The sequence below is a fragment of the Vibrio qingdaonensis genome (assembly GCF_026191675.1).
Lineage (GTDB): Bacteria > Pseudomonadota > Gammaproteobacteria > Enterobacterales > Vibrionaceae > Vibrio > Vibrio qingdaonensis.
On sequence record NZ_JAKRRY010000017.1, the window covers coordinates 18,625 to 37,273 of the forward strand.

The 18,649-nt window shown below is 43.9% G+C and carries 15 protein-coding genes; 6 read left to right on the plus strand and 9 right to left on the minus strand.

The window, feature by feature from the left end; genetic code table 11:
* The 4 genes from MD535_RS13435 to MD535_RS13450 form a co-directional block, all read right to left on the minus strand.
* Entirely contained in the window at positions 1 to 1,359 is a 1,359-nt protein-coding gene (locus tag MD535_RS13435; RefSeq protein ID WP_265675604.1) for a di-heme oxidoreductase family protein, read from the minus strand.
* Positions 1,360 to 1,481: 122 nt separating this feature from the next.
* Positions 1,482 to 2,741, minus strand: coding sequence for an imelysin family protein (locus tag MD535_RS13440; protein WP_265675536.1), 1,260 nt, complete (start codon positions 2,739 to 2,741; stop codon positions 1,482 to 1,484).
* A 158-nt stretch (positions 2,742 to 2,899) separates the two neighbouring features.
* On the minus strand, positions 2,900 to 3,496 hold the full coding sequence (locus tag MD535_RS13445) for a GTP cyclohydrolase II (protein WP_265675537.1): 597 nt from the start codon (positions 3,494 to 3,496) through the stop codon (positions 2,900 to 2,902).
* A 283-nt stretch (positions 3,497 to 3,779) separates the two neighbouring features.
* Positions 3,780 to 3,953, minus strand: a complete 174-nt coding sequence (locus tag MD535_RS13450) for a hypothetical protein (protein ID WP_265675538.1) — start codon at positions 3,951 to 3,953, stop codon at positions 3,780 to 3,782.
* Between the two features lie 225 nt (positions 3,954 to 4,178).
* Between MD535_RS13450 and MD535_RS13455 the strand changes: the two genes are divergently transcribed.
* Together MD535_RS13455 and dbpA are read left to right on the plus strand one after the other, a co-directional pair.
* Positions 4,179 to 4,655 (plus strand): WbuC family cupin fold metalloprotein, encoded by a 477-nt coding sequence (locus tag MD535_RS13455; protein WP_265675539.1) that lies wholly within the window; start codon positions 4,179 to 4,181, stop codon positions 4,653 to 4,655.
* A 260-nt stretch (positions 4,656 to 4,915) separates the two neighbouring features.
* Entirely contained in the window at positions 4,916 to 6,292 is a 1,377-nt protein-coding gene (gene dbpA, locus MD535_RS13460) for an ATP-dependent RNA helicase DbpA (RefSeq protein ID WP_265675540.1), read from the plus strand.
* 160 nt (positions 6,293 to 6,452) lie between these two features.
* Here the strand turns inward: dbpA and gyrA are convergent, their stop codons facing one another.
* The gene (gyrA, locus tag MD535_RS13465; protein ID WP_265675541.1) at positions 6,453 to 9,098 is read right to left on the minus strand and encodes a DNA topoisomerase (ATP-hydrolyzing) subunit A; all 2,646 of its coding nucleotides are present in this window, start codon (positions 9,096 to 9,098) and stop codon (positions 6,453 to 6,455) included.
* Between the two features lie 308 nt (positions 9,099 to 9,406).
* Between gyrA and ubiG the strand changes: the two genes are divergently transcribed.
* The 4 genes from ubiG (at position 9,407) to yfaE (ending at position 14,571) form a co-directional block, all read left to right on the plus strand.
* Positions 9,407 to 10,117 carry a bifunctional 2-polyprenyl-6-hydroxyphenol methylase/3-demethylubiquinol 3-O-methyltransferase UbiG gene (gene ubiG, locus MD535_RS13470; protein ID WP_265675542.1) on the plus strand — a complete coding sequence of 237 codons (711 nt, stop codon included), beginning with the start codon at positions 9,407 to 9,409 and terminating at the stop codon, positions 10,115 to 10,117.
* Between the two features lie 688 nt (positions 10,118 to 10,805).
* A complete protein-coding gene (nrdA, locus tag MD535_RS13475; protein WP_265675543.1) occupies positions 10,806 to 13,094 on the plus strand; it encodes a class 1a ribonucleoside-diphosphate reductase subunit alpha in 2,289 nt (762 codons plus the stop codon).
* A gap of 68 nt (positions 13,095 to 13,162) precedes the next feature.
* A complete protein-coding gene (gene nrdB, locus MD535_RS13480) occupies positions 13,163 to 14,296 on the plus strand; it encodes a class Ia ribonucleoside-diphosphate reductase subunit beta (RefSeq protein WP_265675544.1) in 1,134 nt (377 codons plus the stop codon).
* Positions 14,296 to 14,571, plus strand: a complete 276-nt coding sequence (gene yfaE, locus MD535_RS13485; RefSeq protein WP_265675545.1) for a class I ribonucleotide reductase maintenance protein YfaE — start codon at positions 14,296 to 14,298, stop codon at positions 14,569 to 14,571. The genes nrdB and yfaE overlap by 1 nt, the downstream gene beginning before the upstream one ends.
* Before the next feature lie 102 nt (positions 14,572 to 14,673).
* On the opposite strand, the gene MD535_RS13490 is transcribed toward yfaE, so the two are convergent.
* The 4 genes from MD535_RS13490 to MD535_RS13505 all read right to left on the minus strand — a co-directional run bounded on the left by MD535_RS13490 (position 14,674) and on the right by MD535_RS13505 (position 18,542).
* On the minus strand, positions 14,674 to 15,522 hold the full coding sequence (locus MD535_RS13490; RefSeq protein ID WP_265675546.1) for a sterol desaturase family protein: 849 nt from the start codon (positions 15,520 to 15,522) through the stop codon (positions 14,674 to 14,676).
* Between the two features lie 12 nt (positions 15,523 to 15,534).
* The gene (locus MD535_RS13495) at positions 15,535 to 16,551 is read right to left on the minus strand and encodes a DUF2804 domain-containing protein (RefSeq protein WP_265675547.1); all 1,017 of its coding nucleotides are present in this window, start codon (positions 16,549 to 16,551) and stop codon (positions 15,535 to 15,537) included.
* Positions 16,552 to 16,834: 283 nt separating this feature from the next.
* Positions 16,835 to 17,077 (minus strand): hypothetical protein, encoded by a 243-nt coding sequence (locus MD535_RS13500; RefSeq protein ID WP_265675548.1) that lies wholly within the window; start codon positions 17,075 to 17,077, stop codon positions 16,835 to 16,837.
* Between the two features lie 226 nt (positions 17,078 to 17,303).
* Complete coding sequence (locus MD535_RS13505) at positions 17,304 to 18,542, minus strand: CinA family nicotinamide mononucleotide deamidase-related protein (RefSeq protein WP_265675549.1); 1,239 nt, start codon at positions 18,540 to 18,542, stop codon at positions 17,304 to 17,306.
* Positions 18,543 to 18,649 lie beyond the last annotated feature (107 nt).

The window sequence follows — 18,649 nt, forward strand, 5'->3', positions numbered from 1 at the left end:
TTATAATGAGTTCAAAAACGCAATCAACGCCTGACGCTCTTTACCACTTAGTGCCAAGAAATTCTGCTGTGTTGCTTTTGCTTCACCACCATGCCACACAATGGCTTCGGTTAAGTTTCTTGCTCGCCCGTCATGAAGAAAATACGTGTGCCCATTTACTTCTTCGGTATAACCAATACCCCATAACGGCGGCGTTCGCCACTCTTGACCTGTCGCGGCATATTCAGGACGATTATCCGCTAACCCTTCCCCCATATCATGCAACAACATATCGGTATAAGGATGAATCCTTTGCGCCGATAATGCGGGTAAGTTATTTCGAGTACCAGTTTGAATATTGGTTCGATGACAACTCTCACAACCAACTTGAGTAAAGAGAGTTTGCCCTTCAATCACTTGTGGATCTTGAGTATTTCTGCGGCTTGGTACGGCTAAATGTTGACTATAAAATTCAACAAAGTTTAGAATTTTGTCGCTCACTTCTGGTGTTCCGCCACTCACTCCATCATGGCAAACATCTTGCTGTGACGAACAGTTTTCGGAGGTAAATAGCGTACTTGTAAGACCAAGGTCTCCTTGAAATGCAGCGGCATTCTGCTGCATCAAATTTGGTTGCCCAGCCTTCCAACCAAAACGACCTAGTGCCATTTTTTGTGTCCGCACATCAAGGACATAATTAGGTTTACCTGAAACCGTCGAACCATCTTTAGCTTGTTGTTTTGCCATTTCTAGAATTGTTGATTCAGGTATGGATTCCAACAACCCAAGGCCAATCATAGGTGGTGCCACTCTTGCAGACATCATCACGTCTGGATGCATATCGCCATAAGCTAACTCGACAATCTTTAAGTTTGGTTTACGGAGAAGAACCGTCGTTCCATCGTTAAATTGAACAGGGAACTCGCTGTACGTAATGTTTATCTGGCCTTCTGGCGTCATGTTAGGCAAAGCGAAATCTTGCAGCTGACCACCATATGTGGGCTCTGGGATTACCCCTGAGCGCTTAATTTGACTTTTCTGTGCTTCTGTTTTGGCGGGTATACTTAACCGTACCAACATTGAAACTGCATGCCGATCATTTGCCTCAGGTGGATGCCCTCTTCCATCTTTAATGTGGCAGTTTTGACAACCATTGGTATTAAATAGTGGACCAAGGCCATCTCTTGCATCGGTTGATGCGGGCGCTTGAACCCAAGGGTTCCGGAAGAAACTGTTTCCCACGCTAAAATCCAACCGCTTACTCATCGGTAGGTTTGCCGCGGGAAGAGAAAACGCGTTAGCACCTTGCTTATTAACGGTCGTTTTACCACCAGAATACTTGCTAATTGGCTGCTCGGCATAGCTCAATAAAGACATCATGGCAAAGGTGGTGGGCAATAATATTTTCAACATTCAACACTCACTCATATCTGATCAACAAAGGGGGTTCATCCCCCCTTTTTTATTATTATCTGTGAAACACTAACGAGAACTTAGAGAGACTAAAAGTCATGATCTGCCGTATCAGGATTTAAGCTTGTGATGCCAATAATTCCAGCTGCACGCTCAATAGAACCGGTCTGCGCGACTAGCGCGACGATCGTATCGTTGACCAATTTATTACCTTGAGGGTTGTTTGATGCGATAAGCTGATCAAAATGTTGGTTATCGTTTTCAGCAGAAGAAACCAGTTGACCAACTTGAGCACGAGTCACGTCGAACTGCTTTTGAATTTCTTTCGCGGCCATCTTATCTTTTTGTGCAACAAGATCCGCGATGCTTGGACCGACAACTAAAGTCCCATTGGTACGTACATACGTTCCGGTATACACGTTGTAGATACCTTGCTCATTGTAGTAATGTGAGTTGTGAGTATTATCCGAGAAGCAATCGTGCTCATCTTCAGTCGAGTTTGCTTCTAATGCCACTTTCATACGCTCTCCTGCCAGTTCACCCAGCGATAACGAGCCCATACCGAACAACATTTTTCTCACGCCGTTAACTGGTTTATCTGCCAACAGCGTCGCGCGGTAATTATTTTTCTCTGAATCCGACCACTGTTTTTCCATCCATGCCAAATCTTGAATTAACAAGCTAGACGCCGCCTGTAAATACTCAGCACGTCGCGCACAATTGCCGTTGCTACAGCCTTCACCCACTACATAATCCGTGTAAGGACGCTCGCCAGCACCCGCATTTGTGCCGTTAAGATCTTGTCCCCACAACAAAAACTCAATGGCATGATAACCCGAAGCAACATTCGCTTCTGAGCCACCGACTTCGTTCAAATCGGCAATCAATGCCGGTGTAATCGCTTTAGTATCGAGCGTGTTTGCACCGATTGTTAGGCTTTCATTCGCCACAATATTGGCTTGCGCACCATCATTACCTAATTCGTATTGGTAGTCTGAGCTAACATAATCAATCAGACCTTCATCCAGCGGCCAAGCGTTAAGTTGCCCTTCCCAGTCATCAACGACGGCATTACCAAATCGAAATACTTCCGTTTGTTGATAAGGTACGCGAGAGGCGATCCATGCTTGTTTTACGTCAGACAAGCCTTTTTCTGAAGGGTTGGCTAGAAAAGTGTTAATAGAGGTGTCTAACGATTTAGCCGTAATGACGGCATCGGAGAAAACGGCGTGGGCTAAATCGGCGTAATGTTCGACGACTTGTTGTTGCGAAACTGCCGATAACGCAGTCGTTGAAGTCAGTACTAGAGAGGCAGCCACTGCACTCTTCACAAAAGTGGTTACATTCATTGAAGCATCCTTGTTGAGCATAATTATTATTGTGTAGTGCGAATTATTATCATTAACACTATCAATGGGCAATAATACTCAGTTACAATTTATTTTCAATGACTAATACAAAAAAACCCCACTTTCGTGAGGTTTCTTAACAAATTAAAAACGCATGGTCAGAATTTCAGATTGTGCTTACCATGAGACACTTTCGCTTTTAAGTAACTTTCGTTACCGTCTTTTACATGAGCGTTTGTGTTCACGACCTCTTTAATAGTGATGCCATGCTCTTGAAGCTCACGGACTTTCTTCGGATTATTCGTGACCAATTTAATCGCATCCATACCCAGCGCTTGTAGCATTTGCGCTGCTTCAGAAAAGTCTCGAAGATCATCGCCAAAACCTAGATGATTATTGGCTTCATAGGTATTCATACCTTCCGACTGCAGCTTATAGGCATCAAGCTTATTATATAAACCAATACCTCGCCCTTCTTGGCGTAGATATAGAATAATGCCGCCTTCAGCACCCATTTTTTGTATGGTTTCTTCCAACTGCTCTCCACAATCGCAACGAGATGAGTGGAAGACATCGCCAGTTAAACATTCCGAGTGCATTCTCACCAAAGGGATATCTTGTTGCTGATCAACGCGCTTAAAGATTAGCGCAACGTGCTCTTTGTCTGTGCTAAGTCCACGAAAGGAAAGCATCTCAGCTTGGATATCACTATTAAGTCCAACTTTTAATTCTATTCTGGCTCGTACTTCCGCCATAACTTCTCTCACTTGATTTTTTAGGCCAATATCAATGTCGTCTTAGCCAGTTCACACTACACTCTACCCTTGACTATGGGGGTTGGTCACTGAGTTTTCAATGATAACTTTATTATAACAGTTGTTATAATATAACAATCCGTAGTGTGAAGACACTAAAAAACCCTAAGTGCTTCCACCTAGGGTTATAACAATGTGACCTGTTTGATCGTGTCGTCTAATGGTTGAATTATCGCTTTAACAATGAAATCGCAGTCATTAAATTGAGCGAAAGCGGTGAGCTTTATGCCTGCGTCTGTTTCCAAACTGCCAATTGAATCCAAACATTTTCAAGCTCGGCTAGTTCGTCTTGAGTTAAAATAGAAAGGGTTTTAAAGCCATTTGCTGCTTTCGGTTCCTGATACGACTTTAGGTGAGCGTAAAAGTCCTTTTTTAACTGGTTAATTGCTGCTTCCACTGCGTTATCCACCATCGTAACTGGTTAATCTGTAATCATAAAATGATAATAGCATCATGACGTTTTCGTACACTTTAATTCGATCAAACTGGAATCATAATCACACTTTGGTGCCACTAGGTTAGAATCGATTTAAATAGAAACATGACAATGTAAATTTTGTTGCTGCACATTTTGTTCAAAGCTTTAGAATACGCGGTATAGTTCACTTTACAGAGCCTCGCAATGTTAAAAATAATCAGTAATCAAGACTTTGATACGTTTTCAAACAACGCAAAATTAGCACCTCGCCAGCGCAGCCACCATAATTTACACGAGCAACTAGACGCGAACGTACAGCGTTTATTCATATCAACAGAACCCGATACCTATATGCGACCACATCGCCATAGTGAATCCCATAAATGGGAATTGTTCTTGGTGCTAAAAGGTCAGCTTGATTTGTTGATTTTTAACGACGAAGGCCAGTTAACTCAGCGTCATAGCCTTTCTCCTGATACTAACCGTGCGATTGAAATTCCGCCAGGTACATGGCATGGCTATGCTTGTATGAGTGAAGGCACGGTTGGGTTAGAAATCAAGGAAGGGGCTTACCTTCCAACACAACCGCAAGACTTTGCTTCTTGGTCACCAGCAGAAGGCGAAGATGGGGCAGACGCGTATCGTGACTGGATGAGAACCGCTCAACCTATTTCAGAGTAGTATTCATTTAAGCCTCAATAACGTGGCCAATATATTCAGCTTGTTAAGCATCAATGCTATGATTCTCTCTAAAGAGTCATAGCATATCTCCCTATTGTAGCCATGTCTTGTTGCCTGCTATACCACTTTTTCTATAGCCAACGATTGATTCAGCTCGCATAAAAAGACATCTCTCAGTGATATCAAATTCACTTTCTGCTGGTATCCCAGACAGATATGTTGATAATACCCCCTTGCCCTATGACCACTAAGGATCGCTCTTGAACAGTTCCACTTTCTCTACCTTAAATCTATCCCCTTCTTTATTAAGCAATTTGGAAGGACTTGGCTTTACTAACATGACGGAAATTCAAGCACAATCGCTGCCTCTGATTCTTGATGGTAAAGACGTTATCGGTCAGGGAAAAACCGGTTCAGGTAAAACAGCTGCATTTGGTCTTGGATTACTCTCTAACCTGCGCGTTAAACGCTTTCGAGTGCAATCACTCGTGCTGTGCCCTACTCGTGAGCTTGCAGACCAAGTTGCAAAAGAAATACGTAACCTTGCTCGTTCTATTCACAACATTAAGGTACTGACCTTATGTGGTGGTACGCCTATGGGCCCTCAAATCGGTTCACTGGAGCACGGCGCGCACATCCTAGTAGGCACACCTGGTCGTATTCTTGACCACTTAGAAAGAGGCCGAATTGACCTAAGCGAATTAAACACTCTAGTACTAGATGAAGCCGATCGCATGCTGGATATGGGCTTCCAGGACGCATTAGACGCGATTATTAGCGAAGTACCAAAAGAGCGTCAAACCTTGCTCTTTAGCGCAACGTTCCCTAAGCAAATTGAAGCGATTGCTTCTCGCATCATGAATAAACCAGAAGTGGTTAAAGTTGAAAGTAAGCATGATCACAGCAGTATCCAACAGTTCTTCTACAAATTAGATTCGCATGAAGACCGAGATAATGCATTAGAGAACTTGCTACTGACTCACCAACCTGAGTCCGCTGTTGTATTCTGTAACACTAAGAAAGAAGTTCAAAATGTTGCCGATGAGCTTCATCACCGCGGCTTTAGCGTCATTGACCTTCATGGCGACTTAGAGCAAAAAGAACGCGACCGCGCATTGGTTCAGTTTGCGAACAAAAGTGTTACCGTCCTAGTAGCAACGGATGTTGCTGCGCGTGGACTCGATGTCGATAACCTCGATGCCGTGTTTAACTATGAATTGTCACGAGACCCAGAAGTCCATGTTCACCGTATTGGCCGTACTGGCCGAGCTGGTAACAAAGGGCTTGCGTTTAGCTTCTTTAGCAGCAATGAAATGCATCGTGTGGCACTCATCGATGAATATCTTGATATGCCGATTGAGCCTAGTCAATTACCAGCACAATCATCAAATCAACCTTATCAGGCAAAAATGGTCACGATCCAAGTATCTGGTGGTAAAAAGCAAAAGCTACGTCCAGGTGATATTCTTGGTGCGCTAACGGGCGACAAAACCATTCAAGGTGCACAGATTGGTAAAATCAACATGTTCCCTATGGCGTCATTTGTTGCGGTTGAGAAAAAGATTGCTAAAAAAGCACACGGTAAGATTGAGAACGGCAAAATGAAAGGCCGCAGTTTTAGAGCTCGTATCCTGTAACGCGATCCCAGCCTCTAGATTAATTGTCATCTACGATTAATCTAGAACGGCTGTCTTAACTAGATAACTGCATCTAGGCTCCGAAATAAGATAGACACAAAAAAGCCGAGCATAGCTCGGCTTTTTCTTATCTTACTTCAGAAGATCTTAGCTTAGAAGATTACTCTTCATCGCCTGCTTCGTCTTTAGGTTCCGCATCCACTTGTGGCGCTTCCTCTACAGGTGCAGTAGTCGCTGCTGCTTCACCTTCAAGAACTTCTCCTTCAGGTAAGTCAGCTTCTTCTACTTCATCAATGCGTTGAAGACCAACCACTGATTCATCATCCGCCGTTCTAATCAGTGTCACACCTTGCGTATTTCGGCCAACTTGGCTTACTTCCGCAACGCGTGTACGAACTAACGTACCTGCATCAGTGATCATCATCATTTCGTCGCCAAGTTCAACTTGAACCGCACCAACTACAGGGCCATTTCGCTCTGAAACTTTGATAGACACAACGCCTTGAGTTGCTCGACCCTTAGTAGGGTATTCTGCAAGCTCAGTTCGCTTACCGTAACCATTTTTCGTTACCGTTAAAATATCACCTTCGTTTGAAGGAACAATCAACGACACGACTTGGTCATCATCAGCGAGCTTCATACCACGAACACCTGCTGCAGTACGTCCCATAGCACGAACTTTATCTTCACTAAAGCGAACCACTTTACCCGCTTTAGAGAACAACATGATGTCGCTATCGCCATTGGTAATATCAACGCCAATCAATGAATCATCATCACGCAAGTTAACAGCAATTAAGCCATTCGAGCGCACGTTAGAGAATTGATCCAACGACGTCTTCTTAACCGTACCGTCGCCCGTCGCCATGAAGATGAACTTCTCTGGACTAAATTCGCTGACTGGCAGAATAGCAGTAATACGCTCGCCTTCTTCCAATGGAAGTAGGTTAACAATAGGCTTACCACGTGCAGCACGGCTCGCTAGAGGCAGTTGATACACTTTCAGACGGTACGTTTTACCGCGAGTAGAGAAGCACAAGATGTTGTCATGAGTATTCGCAACAAGCAGACGCTCGATGTAATCCTCTTCCTTCATCTTAGTGGCGCTCTTACCTTTACCACCACGACGTTGAGCTTCGTAGTCGCTTAGGATTTGATATTTCACATAGCCTTCGTGAGATAGGGTCACGACCACATCTTCACGAGCAATTAGCTCTTCCATATCAATATCGTGCACAGCGGCAGTAATTTCACTACGACGCGCATCGCCGTAAGTCGCTTGAACTAATTCAAGCTCTTCACGAATCACTTCCATCAAGCGCTCTGTGCTACCCAAAATGTGCAGCAATTCAGCAATTTCTTCTAGAAGCGCTTTATATTCATCAAGAATCTTCTCATGCTCTAGACCGGTTAGACGGTGTAGACGAAGTTCCAGAATCGCTTGTGCTTGTTGCTCTGTTAGGTAGTAAAGACCATCACGGATGCCGTATTCATCTTCCAGCCAATCAGGACGAGCAGCGTCAGTTCCCGCTCTTTCAAGCATAGAAGCAACATTACCCAACTCCCAACCACGTGCCACAAGACCAACTTTCGCTTCCGCTGGCGTTGGTGCGTTACGAATCAGTTCAATGATTTCATCGATGTTCGCTAATGCAAGAGATAAAGCTTCAAGGATATGAGCACGGTCACGTGCTTTCTTCAGTTCGAAGATAGTACGACGCGTTACGACTTCACGACGGTGATCAACGAAGCACTTCAACATTTCTTTCAGGTTGAAAAGCTGTGGTTGGCCGTTGTTAAGCGCAACCATGTTGATACCAAATGTCGTTTGCAATTGAGTTTGCGAATAAAGGTTATTAAGAACAACCTCACCCACAGCATCACGCTTACATTCGATAACAATGCGCATGCCGTCTTTATCCGACTCATCACGCAGTGCGCTAATGCCTTCTACTTTCTTGTCTTTAACAAGTTCAGCAATTTTTTCAATCAGACGCGCTTTGTTCACTTGATACGGGATTTCAGTAACGATAATGGTTTCTTTACCATTTTTCTCTACTTCAATATCCGCTTTCGAGCGCATATACACTTTACCACGACCCGTTTTGTACGCATCAATGATGCCTTTACGGCCACTGATTAACGCCGCTGTCGGGAAGTCAGGCCCAGGGATGTAATCCATGAGCTCGTCAATCGTAATCTCTTCATTAGCAATAAAGGCCAAACATCCATCAATCACTTCATTTAAGTTATGTGGTGGAATATTTGTTGCCATACCTACCGCGATACCAGACGCACCGTTAACCAATAGGTTAGGGATCTTTGTTGGTAATACTGCAGGGATTTGCTCGGTCCCGTCATAGTTGGGAACGTAATCAACCGTCTCTTTATCAAGGTCTGCCAACAGTTCGCCAGCAATTTTCGACATACGTACTTCGGTGTAACGCATGGCCGCTGCTGAATCACCATCGACCGAGCCAAAGTTACCTTGGCCATCGACCAGCATGTAACGAAGCGAGAATGGCTGTGCCATACGAACAATCGATTCGTAAACTGCACTATCACCATGTGGGTGATATTTACCAATAACATCGCCTACTACACGAGCAGATTTTTTGTATGCTTTGTTCCAATCATTGCCTAGCACGTTCATCGCGAATAAAACACGACGGTGCACTGGTTTTAGGCCATCACGCACGTCAGGAAGAGCACGACCAACGATGACGGACATCGCGTAGTCGAGGTAAGAGCCTCTCAGCTCATCTTCTATATTTACGGGCGTGATCTCTTTAGCTAGATCGCTCATAGAGCTAACATTCCTCTATATATTGATCGTATATTCGATACGTATAAGGTCAGAAAATATAACACAATAATACGTGGTTCGGCATCACTTTCACGCGGCTTTTATCATGTTGTGACCTTTGTTACGATTCAACTGTCCACTATTTGCACATTTCCAAACCATCACATTGAGAAGTGGTGCAAAAACCGCCACTATTTGGCTGAAATTTGCCAAGGTAGCCAAAAACACATAAACCCACTTCATGGTATTCGTAGTAAAAAAGATTTGCGGTATACTCGACGGAAAATTGGAAATAGGCATTGCTCAGTATGGATAAGCACCAAAACGTCGATTTAGACGAAATCAAAAAGTTTGAAGACATGGCAAGCCGCTGGTGGGATCTGGAGGGTGAATTCAAACCTCTTCATCAAATTAACCCATTACGACTTAATTATGTTCTTGAAAATGCCAATGGGCTGTTTGGCAAAAAAGTCCTCGATGTGGGCTGTGGCGGCGGCATACTCGCCGAAAGTATGGCGGTCCAAGGCGCAACAGTTACCGGCCTAGATATGGGCAAGGAGCCCCTAGAAGTTGCAAGATTGCACGCGTTGGAGACTGGCGCCAAACTCACTTATGTTCAAAGTACTGTCGAGCAACATGCGAGTGAGCATGCCGGTGAATACGACGTGGTAACCTGCATGGAAATGCTAGAACATGTCCCAGACCCCGCATCTGTCATTGCTTCATGCGCAAAACTTGTAAAGCCCGGCGGACAAGTCTTTTTCTCAACGCTGAATCGTAATCTACAGTCTTATCTATTCGCCATTGTAGGCGCAGAAAAACTTCTTAAGATTGTGCCGGATGGGACTCACGACCACGAAAAATTTATCAAGCCATCGGAGTTGATAAAAATGGTCGACAGGACAGAGTTGGTTGAAAAAGGAATCACTGGCCTTCAGTACAATCCACTAACAGACAGCTATAAGCTCGGTAAGCGTGTCGACGTCAACTACATTGTCTACACAGAAAAAGCCAAGTAGTCGATTGTCATAAGCACAAAGGGTAGAGTTCACCTTCTACTCTTTGGCTAATGAGCGCTCCAATCGTGATGCCCAATCATGATAGTCTTGCGCTCGTTTCCCTACACGATGCCAGCTTGACGCCCTGTCGTTTTCTAAGGGCGACACTAAGCATACTTTTCAATAGTTGACACTACATCTAGTAGCATCTCCCTATCCCGACCTACTACAAAAATCTCACGACCAAACCCTTGCATTGCACAAGGTTAACCACGTTAATTTTTCGACACAAATACGCTACAAAAACAAGACAAACCTGTGCGTTTTGCAGCCTAATATCGCACTTTTAATTATCTACTCAATACCGTCCAGAAATTATCAAAGATCAAGGAATTTTTTTTTGAAATGGTTAAAAGAAAACCGTTTTGCTAGCACGCAAATTTCACCGCTAAGTCTGCTCTATCTTCAATGGTTAGTGTCTACTAACTGTTTTTTCCTGTCCCCTGCTTATCCACAGTTCAAACAAATATGTGAACTTGAAAATTTTGGCTTATAGCACTATCTTGTAAGCCGGAATGCAAATTACCCCTATATCTTGTGTTAACAACAAAAAGCCATAGGGCGACTTGGATCACGAAGTCATCGCTAAGACTCAACAAAATTTCATAAAAGCAAGACTTCATATTGTTTTGTTAGGGAACACCTCAGAATGAACCAGCAACTAACCGTTACCAAACGTAATGGCCGCAAAGAAACTATCGATCTTGAGAAGATTCACCGTGTTATCGCATGGGCTGCAGAAGGTCTTCAAAACGTATCAGTCTCACAAGTAGAGTTAAAAGCTCATATCCAGTTTTATGACGGGATAACAACGTCTGATATTCACGAGACCATCATTAAGTCAGCGGCAGATCTTATTTCAGAAGAGACACCAGATTATCAATACTTATCTGCTCGCTTAGCTATCTTCCACCTTCGTAAAAAAGCGTATGGCCAGTACGAGCCACCAACGCTATTTGACCAAGTGTCTAAGATGGTTGAAGCAGGTAAATACGACAAGCACCTTCTTGTTGACTATACCAAAGCTGAATTTGATGAGCTCGATAGCTATATTGACCACACGCGCGATCACGATTTCTCCTACGCCGCTGTTAAACAGCTGGAAGGTAAGTACTTCGTGCAAAACCGCGTAACGGGTCAAATCTTTGAAAGTGCACAGTTCTTGTACATTTTGGTTGCCGCTTGTTTGTTCGCAAAATATCCAAAAGAAACGCGTTTGGATTATATCAAGCGATTCTACGATGCAACTTCGACCTTCAAAATTTCTCTACCTACACCGATTATGTCTGGTGTACGTACTCCTACCCGTCAGTTCAGCTCTTGCGTACTGATTGAGTGTGGTGACAGCCTAGATTCTATTAACGCGACAGCAAGCTCTATTGTTCGTTACGTTTCACAGCGAGCTGGCATTGGTATCAATGCAGGCCGTATTCGTGCTCTAGGTTCGGAAATCCGTGGCGGCGAAGCCTTCCACACTGGCTGTATTCCTTTCTACAAATACTTCCAAACAGCAGTAAAATGTTGCTCTCAAGGTGGTGTTCGTGGCGGTGCAGCAACGGTGTTCTATCCAATGTGGCATGGTGAAGTTCAATCACTACTTGTACTAAAGAACAACCGTGGTGTTGAAGAAAACCGTGTACGTCATATGGACTACGGTGTTCAGCTCAACAAGCTGATGTACTCACGTCTTGTAAAAGGTGGCAATATCACCTTGTTCTCGCCGTCTGACGTACCGGGTTTATACGACGCATTCTTTGAAGATCAAGACGAATTTGAGCGCTTATATGTTCAATACGAAAACGACCCTTCAATCAAAAAAGAAACGGTTAAAGCGGTAGAACTTTTCTCCTTGCTGATGCAAGAGCGTGCTTCAACGGGTCGTATCTACATTCAGAATGTCGATCACTGTAATACACACAGCCCATTTGACTCAAAAGTTGCACCAGTGCGTCAATCTAATCTTTGTTTAGAAATCGCACTACCAACGAAACCGCTCAAAAATGTAGAAGATGACGAAGGCGAAATCGCACTTTGTACTCTGTCTGCATTTAACCTTGGCGCCATCAATGAACTTGATGATCTTGCTGAGCTTTCTAACCTTGTGGTTCGTGCGTTAGACGCACTGCTCGACTACCAAGATTACCCGCTACCAGCAGCGTACAAGTCCACTATGAACCGCCGTACGTTAGGGGTTGGTGTGATTAACTACGCTTACTACTTAGCGAAAAATGGTGTCAAGTACTCAGACGGGTCAGCGAATAATCTGACACACCGCACGTTTGAAGCGATTCAATATCACCTATTGAAGGCGTCTGTTGAGTTATCGAAAGAGCAAGGTCGTTGCCCTCTATTTAACGAAACCAACTACGCGAAAGGTTTGTTGCCTATCGACACTTACAAGAGTGATATCAACTCTTTATGTGACGAGCCACTGCATTACGATTGGGATAAACTGCGCGAAGAAATCATGGAGTTTGGCCTTAGAAACTCAACATTGACTGCACTTATGCCGTCAGAGACGTCATCTCAAATTTCAAATGCGACCAATGGCATTGAGCCGCCTCGTGGCTACGTTTCAGTAAAAGCCTCTAAAGATGGTATTTTGAAGCAAGTTGTGCCTGATTTTGTCAATCTTAAAGAGAACTACGAGTTACTTTGGGAGATTGGCAACAACGACGGTTATCTGCACCTTGTGGGCATCATGCAAAAGTTTGTTGACCAAGCTATCTCAGCTAACACAAACTACGACCCAAGCGTCTATGACAGCGGTAAGGTTCCGATGAAGAAATTACTTCAAGACCTTCTGACTGCCTATAAGTTCGGTGTAAAAACTCTGTACTATCATAACACCCGAGACGGTGCAAAAGATGACCAAGGCGATAAAGGCGTGGTGGTTGAACAAGAAGATGATTGTGCAGGCGGCGGTTGTAAGATTTAACCGTTCATACGACAAATTAGTAACACAGCCCTTTCCTTAGCGAAGGGGCTAAAAAGGATTGCAGCACCATGGCTTACAGTACTTTTACTCAAACAAAAAATAACGCCCTAAAAGAACCAATGTTCTTAGGCCAACCGGTCAACGTAGCGCGTTATGACCAACAAAAATTCGAGATTTTCGAAAAGTTGATCGAGAAACAGCTTTCCTTTTTCTGGCGACCAGAAGAAGTTGACGTATCCAGCGATCGTATCGACTACAACAAGCTACCAGAACATGAAAAGCACATTTTCATCAGTAACTTGAAATATCAAACGTTACTGGATTCAATTCAAGGTCGTAGCCCTAACGTTGCGCTTTTACCATTGGTGTCACTTCCAGAGCTTGAAACTTGGATTGAGACATGGTCGTTCTCTGAAACGATCCACTCTCGCTCCTATACACACATCATTCGCAATATTGTCAATGATCCAAGTGTCGTCTTTGACGACATCGTGGAAAATGAGCACATTTTAAAGCGTGCTAAAGACATTGCGCACTACTACGACGACCTCATTCAAGCAACAAATGACTACCACCGCTACGGCGAAGGTACGCACGTTCTGAATGGTGACGAAGTTAACGTTAGCCTGTATGAGCTTAAGAAAAAACTCTACCTTTGCTTGATGTCAGTGAACGCGTTGGAAGCGATTCGTTTCTACGTAAGTTTTGCTTGTTCATTTGCTTTTGCGGAGCGCGAGCTGATGGAAGGTAACGCAAAAATCATTAAGCTGATTGCACGTGATGAAGCATTGCACCTTACTGGCACGCAGCACATGGTTAACATTCTTCGTAATGGCCAGGATGATTTCTCATTCATGCAAATTGCAGAAGAGTGCAAGCAAGACTGTTTCGACCTGTTTAAAGACGCAGCAGAACAAGAAAAAGAATGGGCTGAATACCTATTCAAAGATGGTTCAATGATTGGCTTGAACAAAGATATCCTATGCCAATACGTAGAGTACATCACTAACGTGCGTATGCAAGCTGTTGGCTTGGGTGTGGCATATCCGGAAGCGACATCGAACCCGATCCCTTGGATTAACGCTTGGTTATCTTCAGATAATGTTCAAGTTGCCCCTCAAGAAGCCGAAATTAGTTCTTATCTTGTTGGTCAAATTGATAATGAAGTAAGTGCGAACGACTTCGAGGACTTCGAACTTTAATGCCAACCATTAAGATAAACGCTATCACGACCATTGAATCTAACCCTTCTAATACGGTCTTAGAGACCCTAGAACAAGCGGGGTTAGAACCAGAGTACAACTGCCGAGACGGTCATTGTGGCGCTTGCCGCTGTACGTTGGTTTCTGGAGAAGTGGAATACGTAGGGTTTGCAATGGCTTACACAAAAAGTAATGAAATATTACCTTGTATCTGTCGGGCGAAAACGAATATTGAACTCGGCGATATTGCGCATCAAGTAAAGAAGCGAGCATAAACAAGCTCCCTCCTCTTTAAACGGCTCTTCAGGAGCCGTTTTTTATTGCCGCTCATTTAAATCTGTCGTTAATTTTGTTCTATACCAGCGACCCTAATTGCCTTATTTGTTATCATTCGGCGGCGATAGCATGGTAGTAAGCCGTTGCTTTAACGTTTTGTCTGGTGCAATAACATCCCGCCACATGTCTTTCCACTCGGCAAATGTCACTGTAATGGGATTAAAGCTCTCGACTGGCTTGCTGATGCCATATCTTACCGTCTCCACTTCAGGCTCAAACGTGCCAAATATCCGGTCCCAGACTATCAGCACTCCGGCATAATTTTTATCGATGTATTGCGAATTCCGGCCATGATGAACACGATGATGCGAAGGCGTATTAAACACCCATTCCAACCAACCGAGACGCTTGATCCATTGAGTATGCACGAAAAACTGTAACCCCAAATTCAACAGCACAACGAACACTACCCACTTAGGGTCAAATCCTATGACAATCAGTGGTAACCAGAATAACCACATCCCGGCTAATGGGTACATTAGGCTCTGTCTAAAGGCAGTACTAAAATTCATGCCCTCCGAGCTATGATGAACAACATGTGCCGCCCACATCCAACGAACTCGATGACTCGCTCTATGGAACCAATAATAGAAAAAATCCTGCAAAATCATCAGTAATAAAAACGTTGATAGCGACATTTCTATATCAAACAAGCGCCAGCCAAATACACTCAAATATAAATAGGAAATAAGTAGACCCGCAAGCAGATCAGACAACTGATGCAACCCGGCCAAGCTAAAATTGCACATGAGCTCTTTTAACGAATAATGACCCGACTTAGGTAACCGCCCTGCACGCTGCCCAAATGCATATTCAAGTGCCATCATTGCAATAAAAACAGGGGCAAGCAGCAGTAATAGCCACTCTGGGTTATCAACGATATCAGTCACGCTAAGTTCTCCTTACCATTTTGCATAATGATCTTCCGTCAAACCGAGCACACGGTCTAATGGATAGTGATTACCTTCCAGATCCGTTAATACACCGGAAAAGTAACCGACATACTGGCGAAAATTGCTCTTCAATAGCCCAAAGTTGAGCTTTTCTGACCTTAATTGAAGGGGTCGAAAGGTCAGATCGATGGCACCGTCATCCCCATAGATCCGCCATGGTTTATTCGAGTCCAACCGGTCAAAATCAAAATGCACACCATTAAGTAGATAACGTTGTCCATCGATCCATAACGTGTTTTCCGTCGCCCCTGTTTCGTTGACACCAGCCGCTAGATTTACACCGATTCGACGCTCATTGACTATCGCATTAAGACTGGCCCAGCGCCAACTGGTCTCTTGCCGCATATAGCCTGCAGAAAAATCATAACCAGCAAGACAAGTCGACACATCAAGCGCTTTACCTTGCACCTTTATACGGCCTGTTACTGCCAAAGCATTGTGTTTTTGCGTATACGTCCAGCCTGAATAACCCGTAGGCGTACACAGCATAAGCGGGCCTCCCACACTAGGAGGGTTCAATATGATATCCATATCAAGTAACTCAGAATCAACGGTGACCCGCCATAACCCCGCCTCGATTTCAATCCGTGTTCCCAAGGCATTAAAATAGCTGATGCTTTGCCATGGCGAAGGCATTAACTGATAGCGATAGCCCAAGGGTTGGATTGTTTTCGCTTCTATAAGCTCATTGGTGGCAATGTCATAGACATAATAGAAACTGTTGCCAAGGTAACGTATGTCAGCCATCGCCACCCCTATGATGTAATCTGGCGTACTAATACTGACAAATTGAAACTGCTTATAATGAAAATACTTCGCCAAGCGATTTGCCGTTTTGTCCATTGTGGTGCGATACACAAAACGTTCTAAACCAAGGTATTTAGGGATAGCAGTAAGGTGACCAAATTCTGGTTCCCCGTTATCGTTAAATAGGCTTTCGATTTCCACCAGCGATGATGCACTCATAATAACTTCATACTCTAACCGTAATAGACGTGTTACATCGAGTATGAGCCATGATTTATAATTGTGATTAAAATTAGAGCAAAAGCACAAAATAGATCACATTTGATGAATGCATTAGTTAATAACTACTGGCTTATCATTCGCTATAGATCACGAACCTACGATAGGTGTCAGACAGCAGAGGTAATAAGAAAAGGGCAGAAATAAATGGCTGAGCATGCCACTACAAAAAGAAAAGCCGGTTTAATAAACCGGCTTAAAAGAGAAAATACGATGTAGACGGCTAATCAACCGTCGCTAGAATGCTATCGGCGGTACCCATCGAGACGGCTTTATCCGCTACGTGACGACCACCATCATCATAAAGTGAAATCTTAAATCCTTCTTCATCAGACAAAAGGTCTTCCATCGGTGCTTTCAACCACATCGCCGCAATATCACCGCATGTTTTACTAAAGGCTTCGCCTAACATGATCTTCTCATTTGCGACTTGGTATACCACACGAATCTTTGATTGTTGAATCATTGCTTCCTCCCTAGACACCACTGTTTCCAGAGTGAACATTGATTCTAATCAATTTTTTAAGAAGAGCTACTCTCAAAAATGAGAATCTAAACTTTTGCTTTAAGATCAATATACTGTGACATAGATCTTATATTTATATAGTGATAACCAATTGGCATATACGCACTTAATTGAATAGCTTTCATGAGGGCTATACGAACCAGAAAAAGTCTAACTTACCCGGCCCTTACAGCACACTAGAAGGCACGTAGATCTCCTCTTTACGATTCACGTAGCCATAATCGGGAAACATTGGCTTGCCATCTAAGTAACGTCGTAACATGTCCCCAGCGACCGTGGCAATGATCGTTTTTACATCCTTCGAGCTATACTTGCGCTGTAATTGGAGAATCTGTCCCCACTCTCCTTTTGGTGTCGCAATCGCAACTGAAAATACACCCGACTCAAACTTTCCCGTCGCCAAAGCAATATCCGCCTCGCAATTGCTTTTTGTCGCAGCAGCCAATGCAAGGACCGCACCTAGAGGTTCACCTTCTTTCGTCAAAGGTGAAGACGTCTTGTCGCCTAGTATCCATGTTGCACCGCAATAACGAGCTAATGACTCATCATCTTGTAGCCATGCCGACAAGTACCCTTTAGTCGCATGTTCAGATATGGCGAGCGTCGGCTTATGAGTGTCCACTAGGTGGCTAATACGAGACAACATTGGTTCATCAACACTGACCACATTTTGATGCAGTAATTTCTCTATCATCGCGAGGAGGCGCACGCCTTTCTCTACATCTTGAGAAGGACCAAAGAGCTTTACTTCAATAAAAGGTAGGTACGAACGATAACCAAGCTCATAGCCGTCTGGCAAAGCAATTACAGACAAGGTATCTGCGATACCTGACTCGGAAAGGCCAAACGTGTACAAACGGCGACAATCTCGGCCCGCTGACTGTCCAAACTGTCGCTTCAAATCTGGTAATATTTGCTCTGTTGCCATCTTTTTAAATTCGCTTGGCACACCAGGGGTAAAGTAAAACAGGCAATCATTGATCATCATTTTAAAGCCACACGCGGTGCCAATTGGGTTATCGACTACCACTGCTCCCTCAGGCAACATCGCTTGTTTGATATTGCTGTCAGGCATGGATTTACCACGTTGAGCATAAAAAGCTGTCAGCGTCTCCAACCAATCTTGGTTCAACACCAAAGGTTGATCCGCGGCTTCGGCAGCCACTTCAGCCGTGAGATCGTCAGACGTAGGGCCCAAGCCACCATTGACAATCACCACATCCAAATTCAAACTCAGCATGACCATCTCTTGTAGCAATGCAGTTCGCTGATCTCCTACCGTTGAGCGCTTCGACATGGAAAACCCATGCTCATAAAATAGACGGCTGAGCCATGCAGCATTGGTATCAACAATATCGCCATACAATACTTCTTCACCAGTACTCAACATTGCAATTTTAAGCATGATCTCTCCTTGTAGGTTTTTCCATAAGGATGACATGAGTTGTTGAAATAGCAATAGCGATTTCGTGGCAAATCACCCGATTAACGATGCTAACGCTACTAGACTGT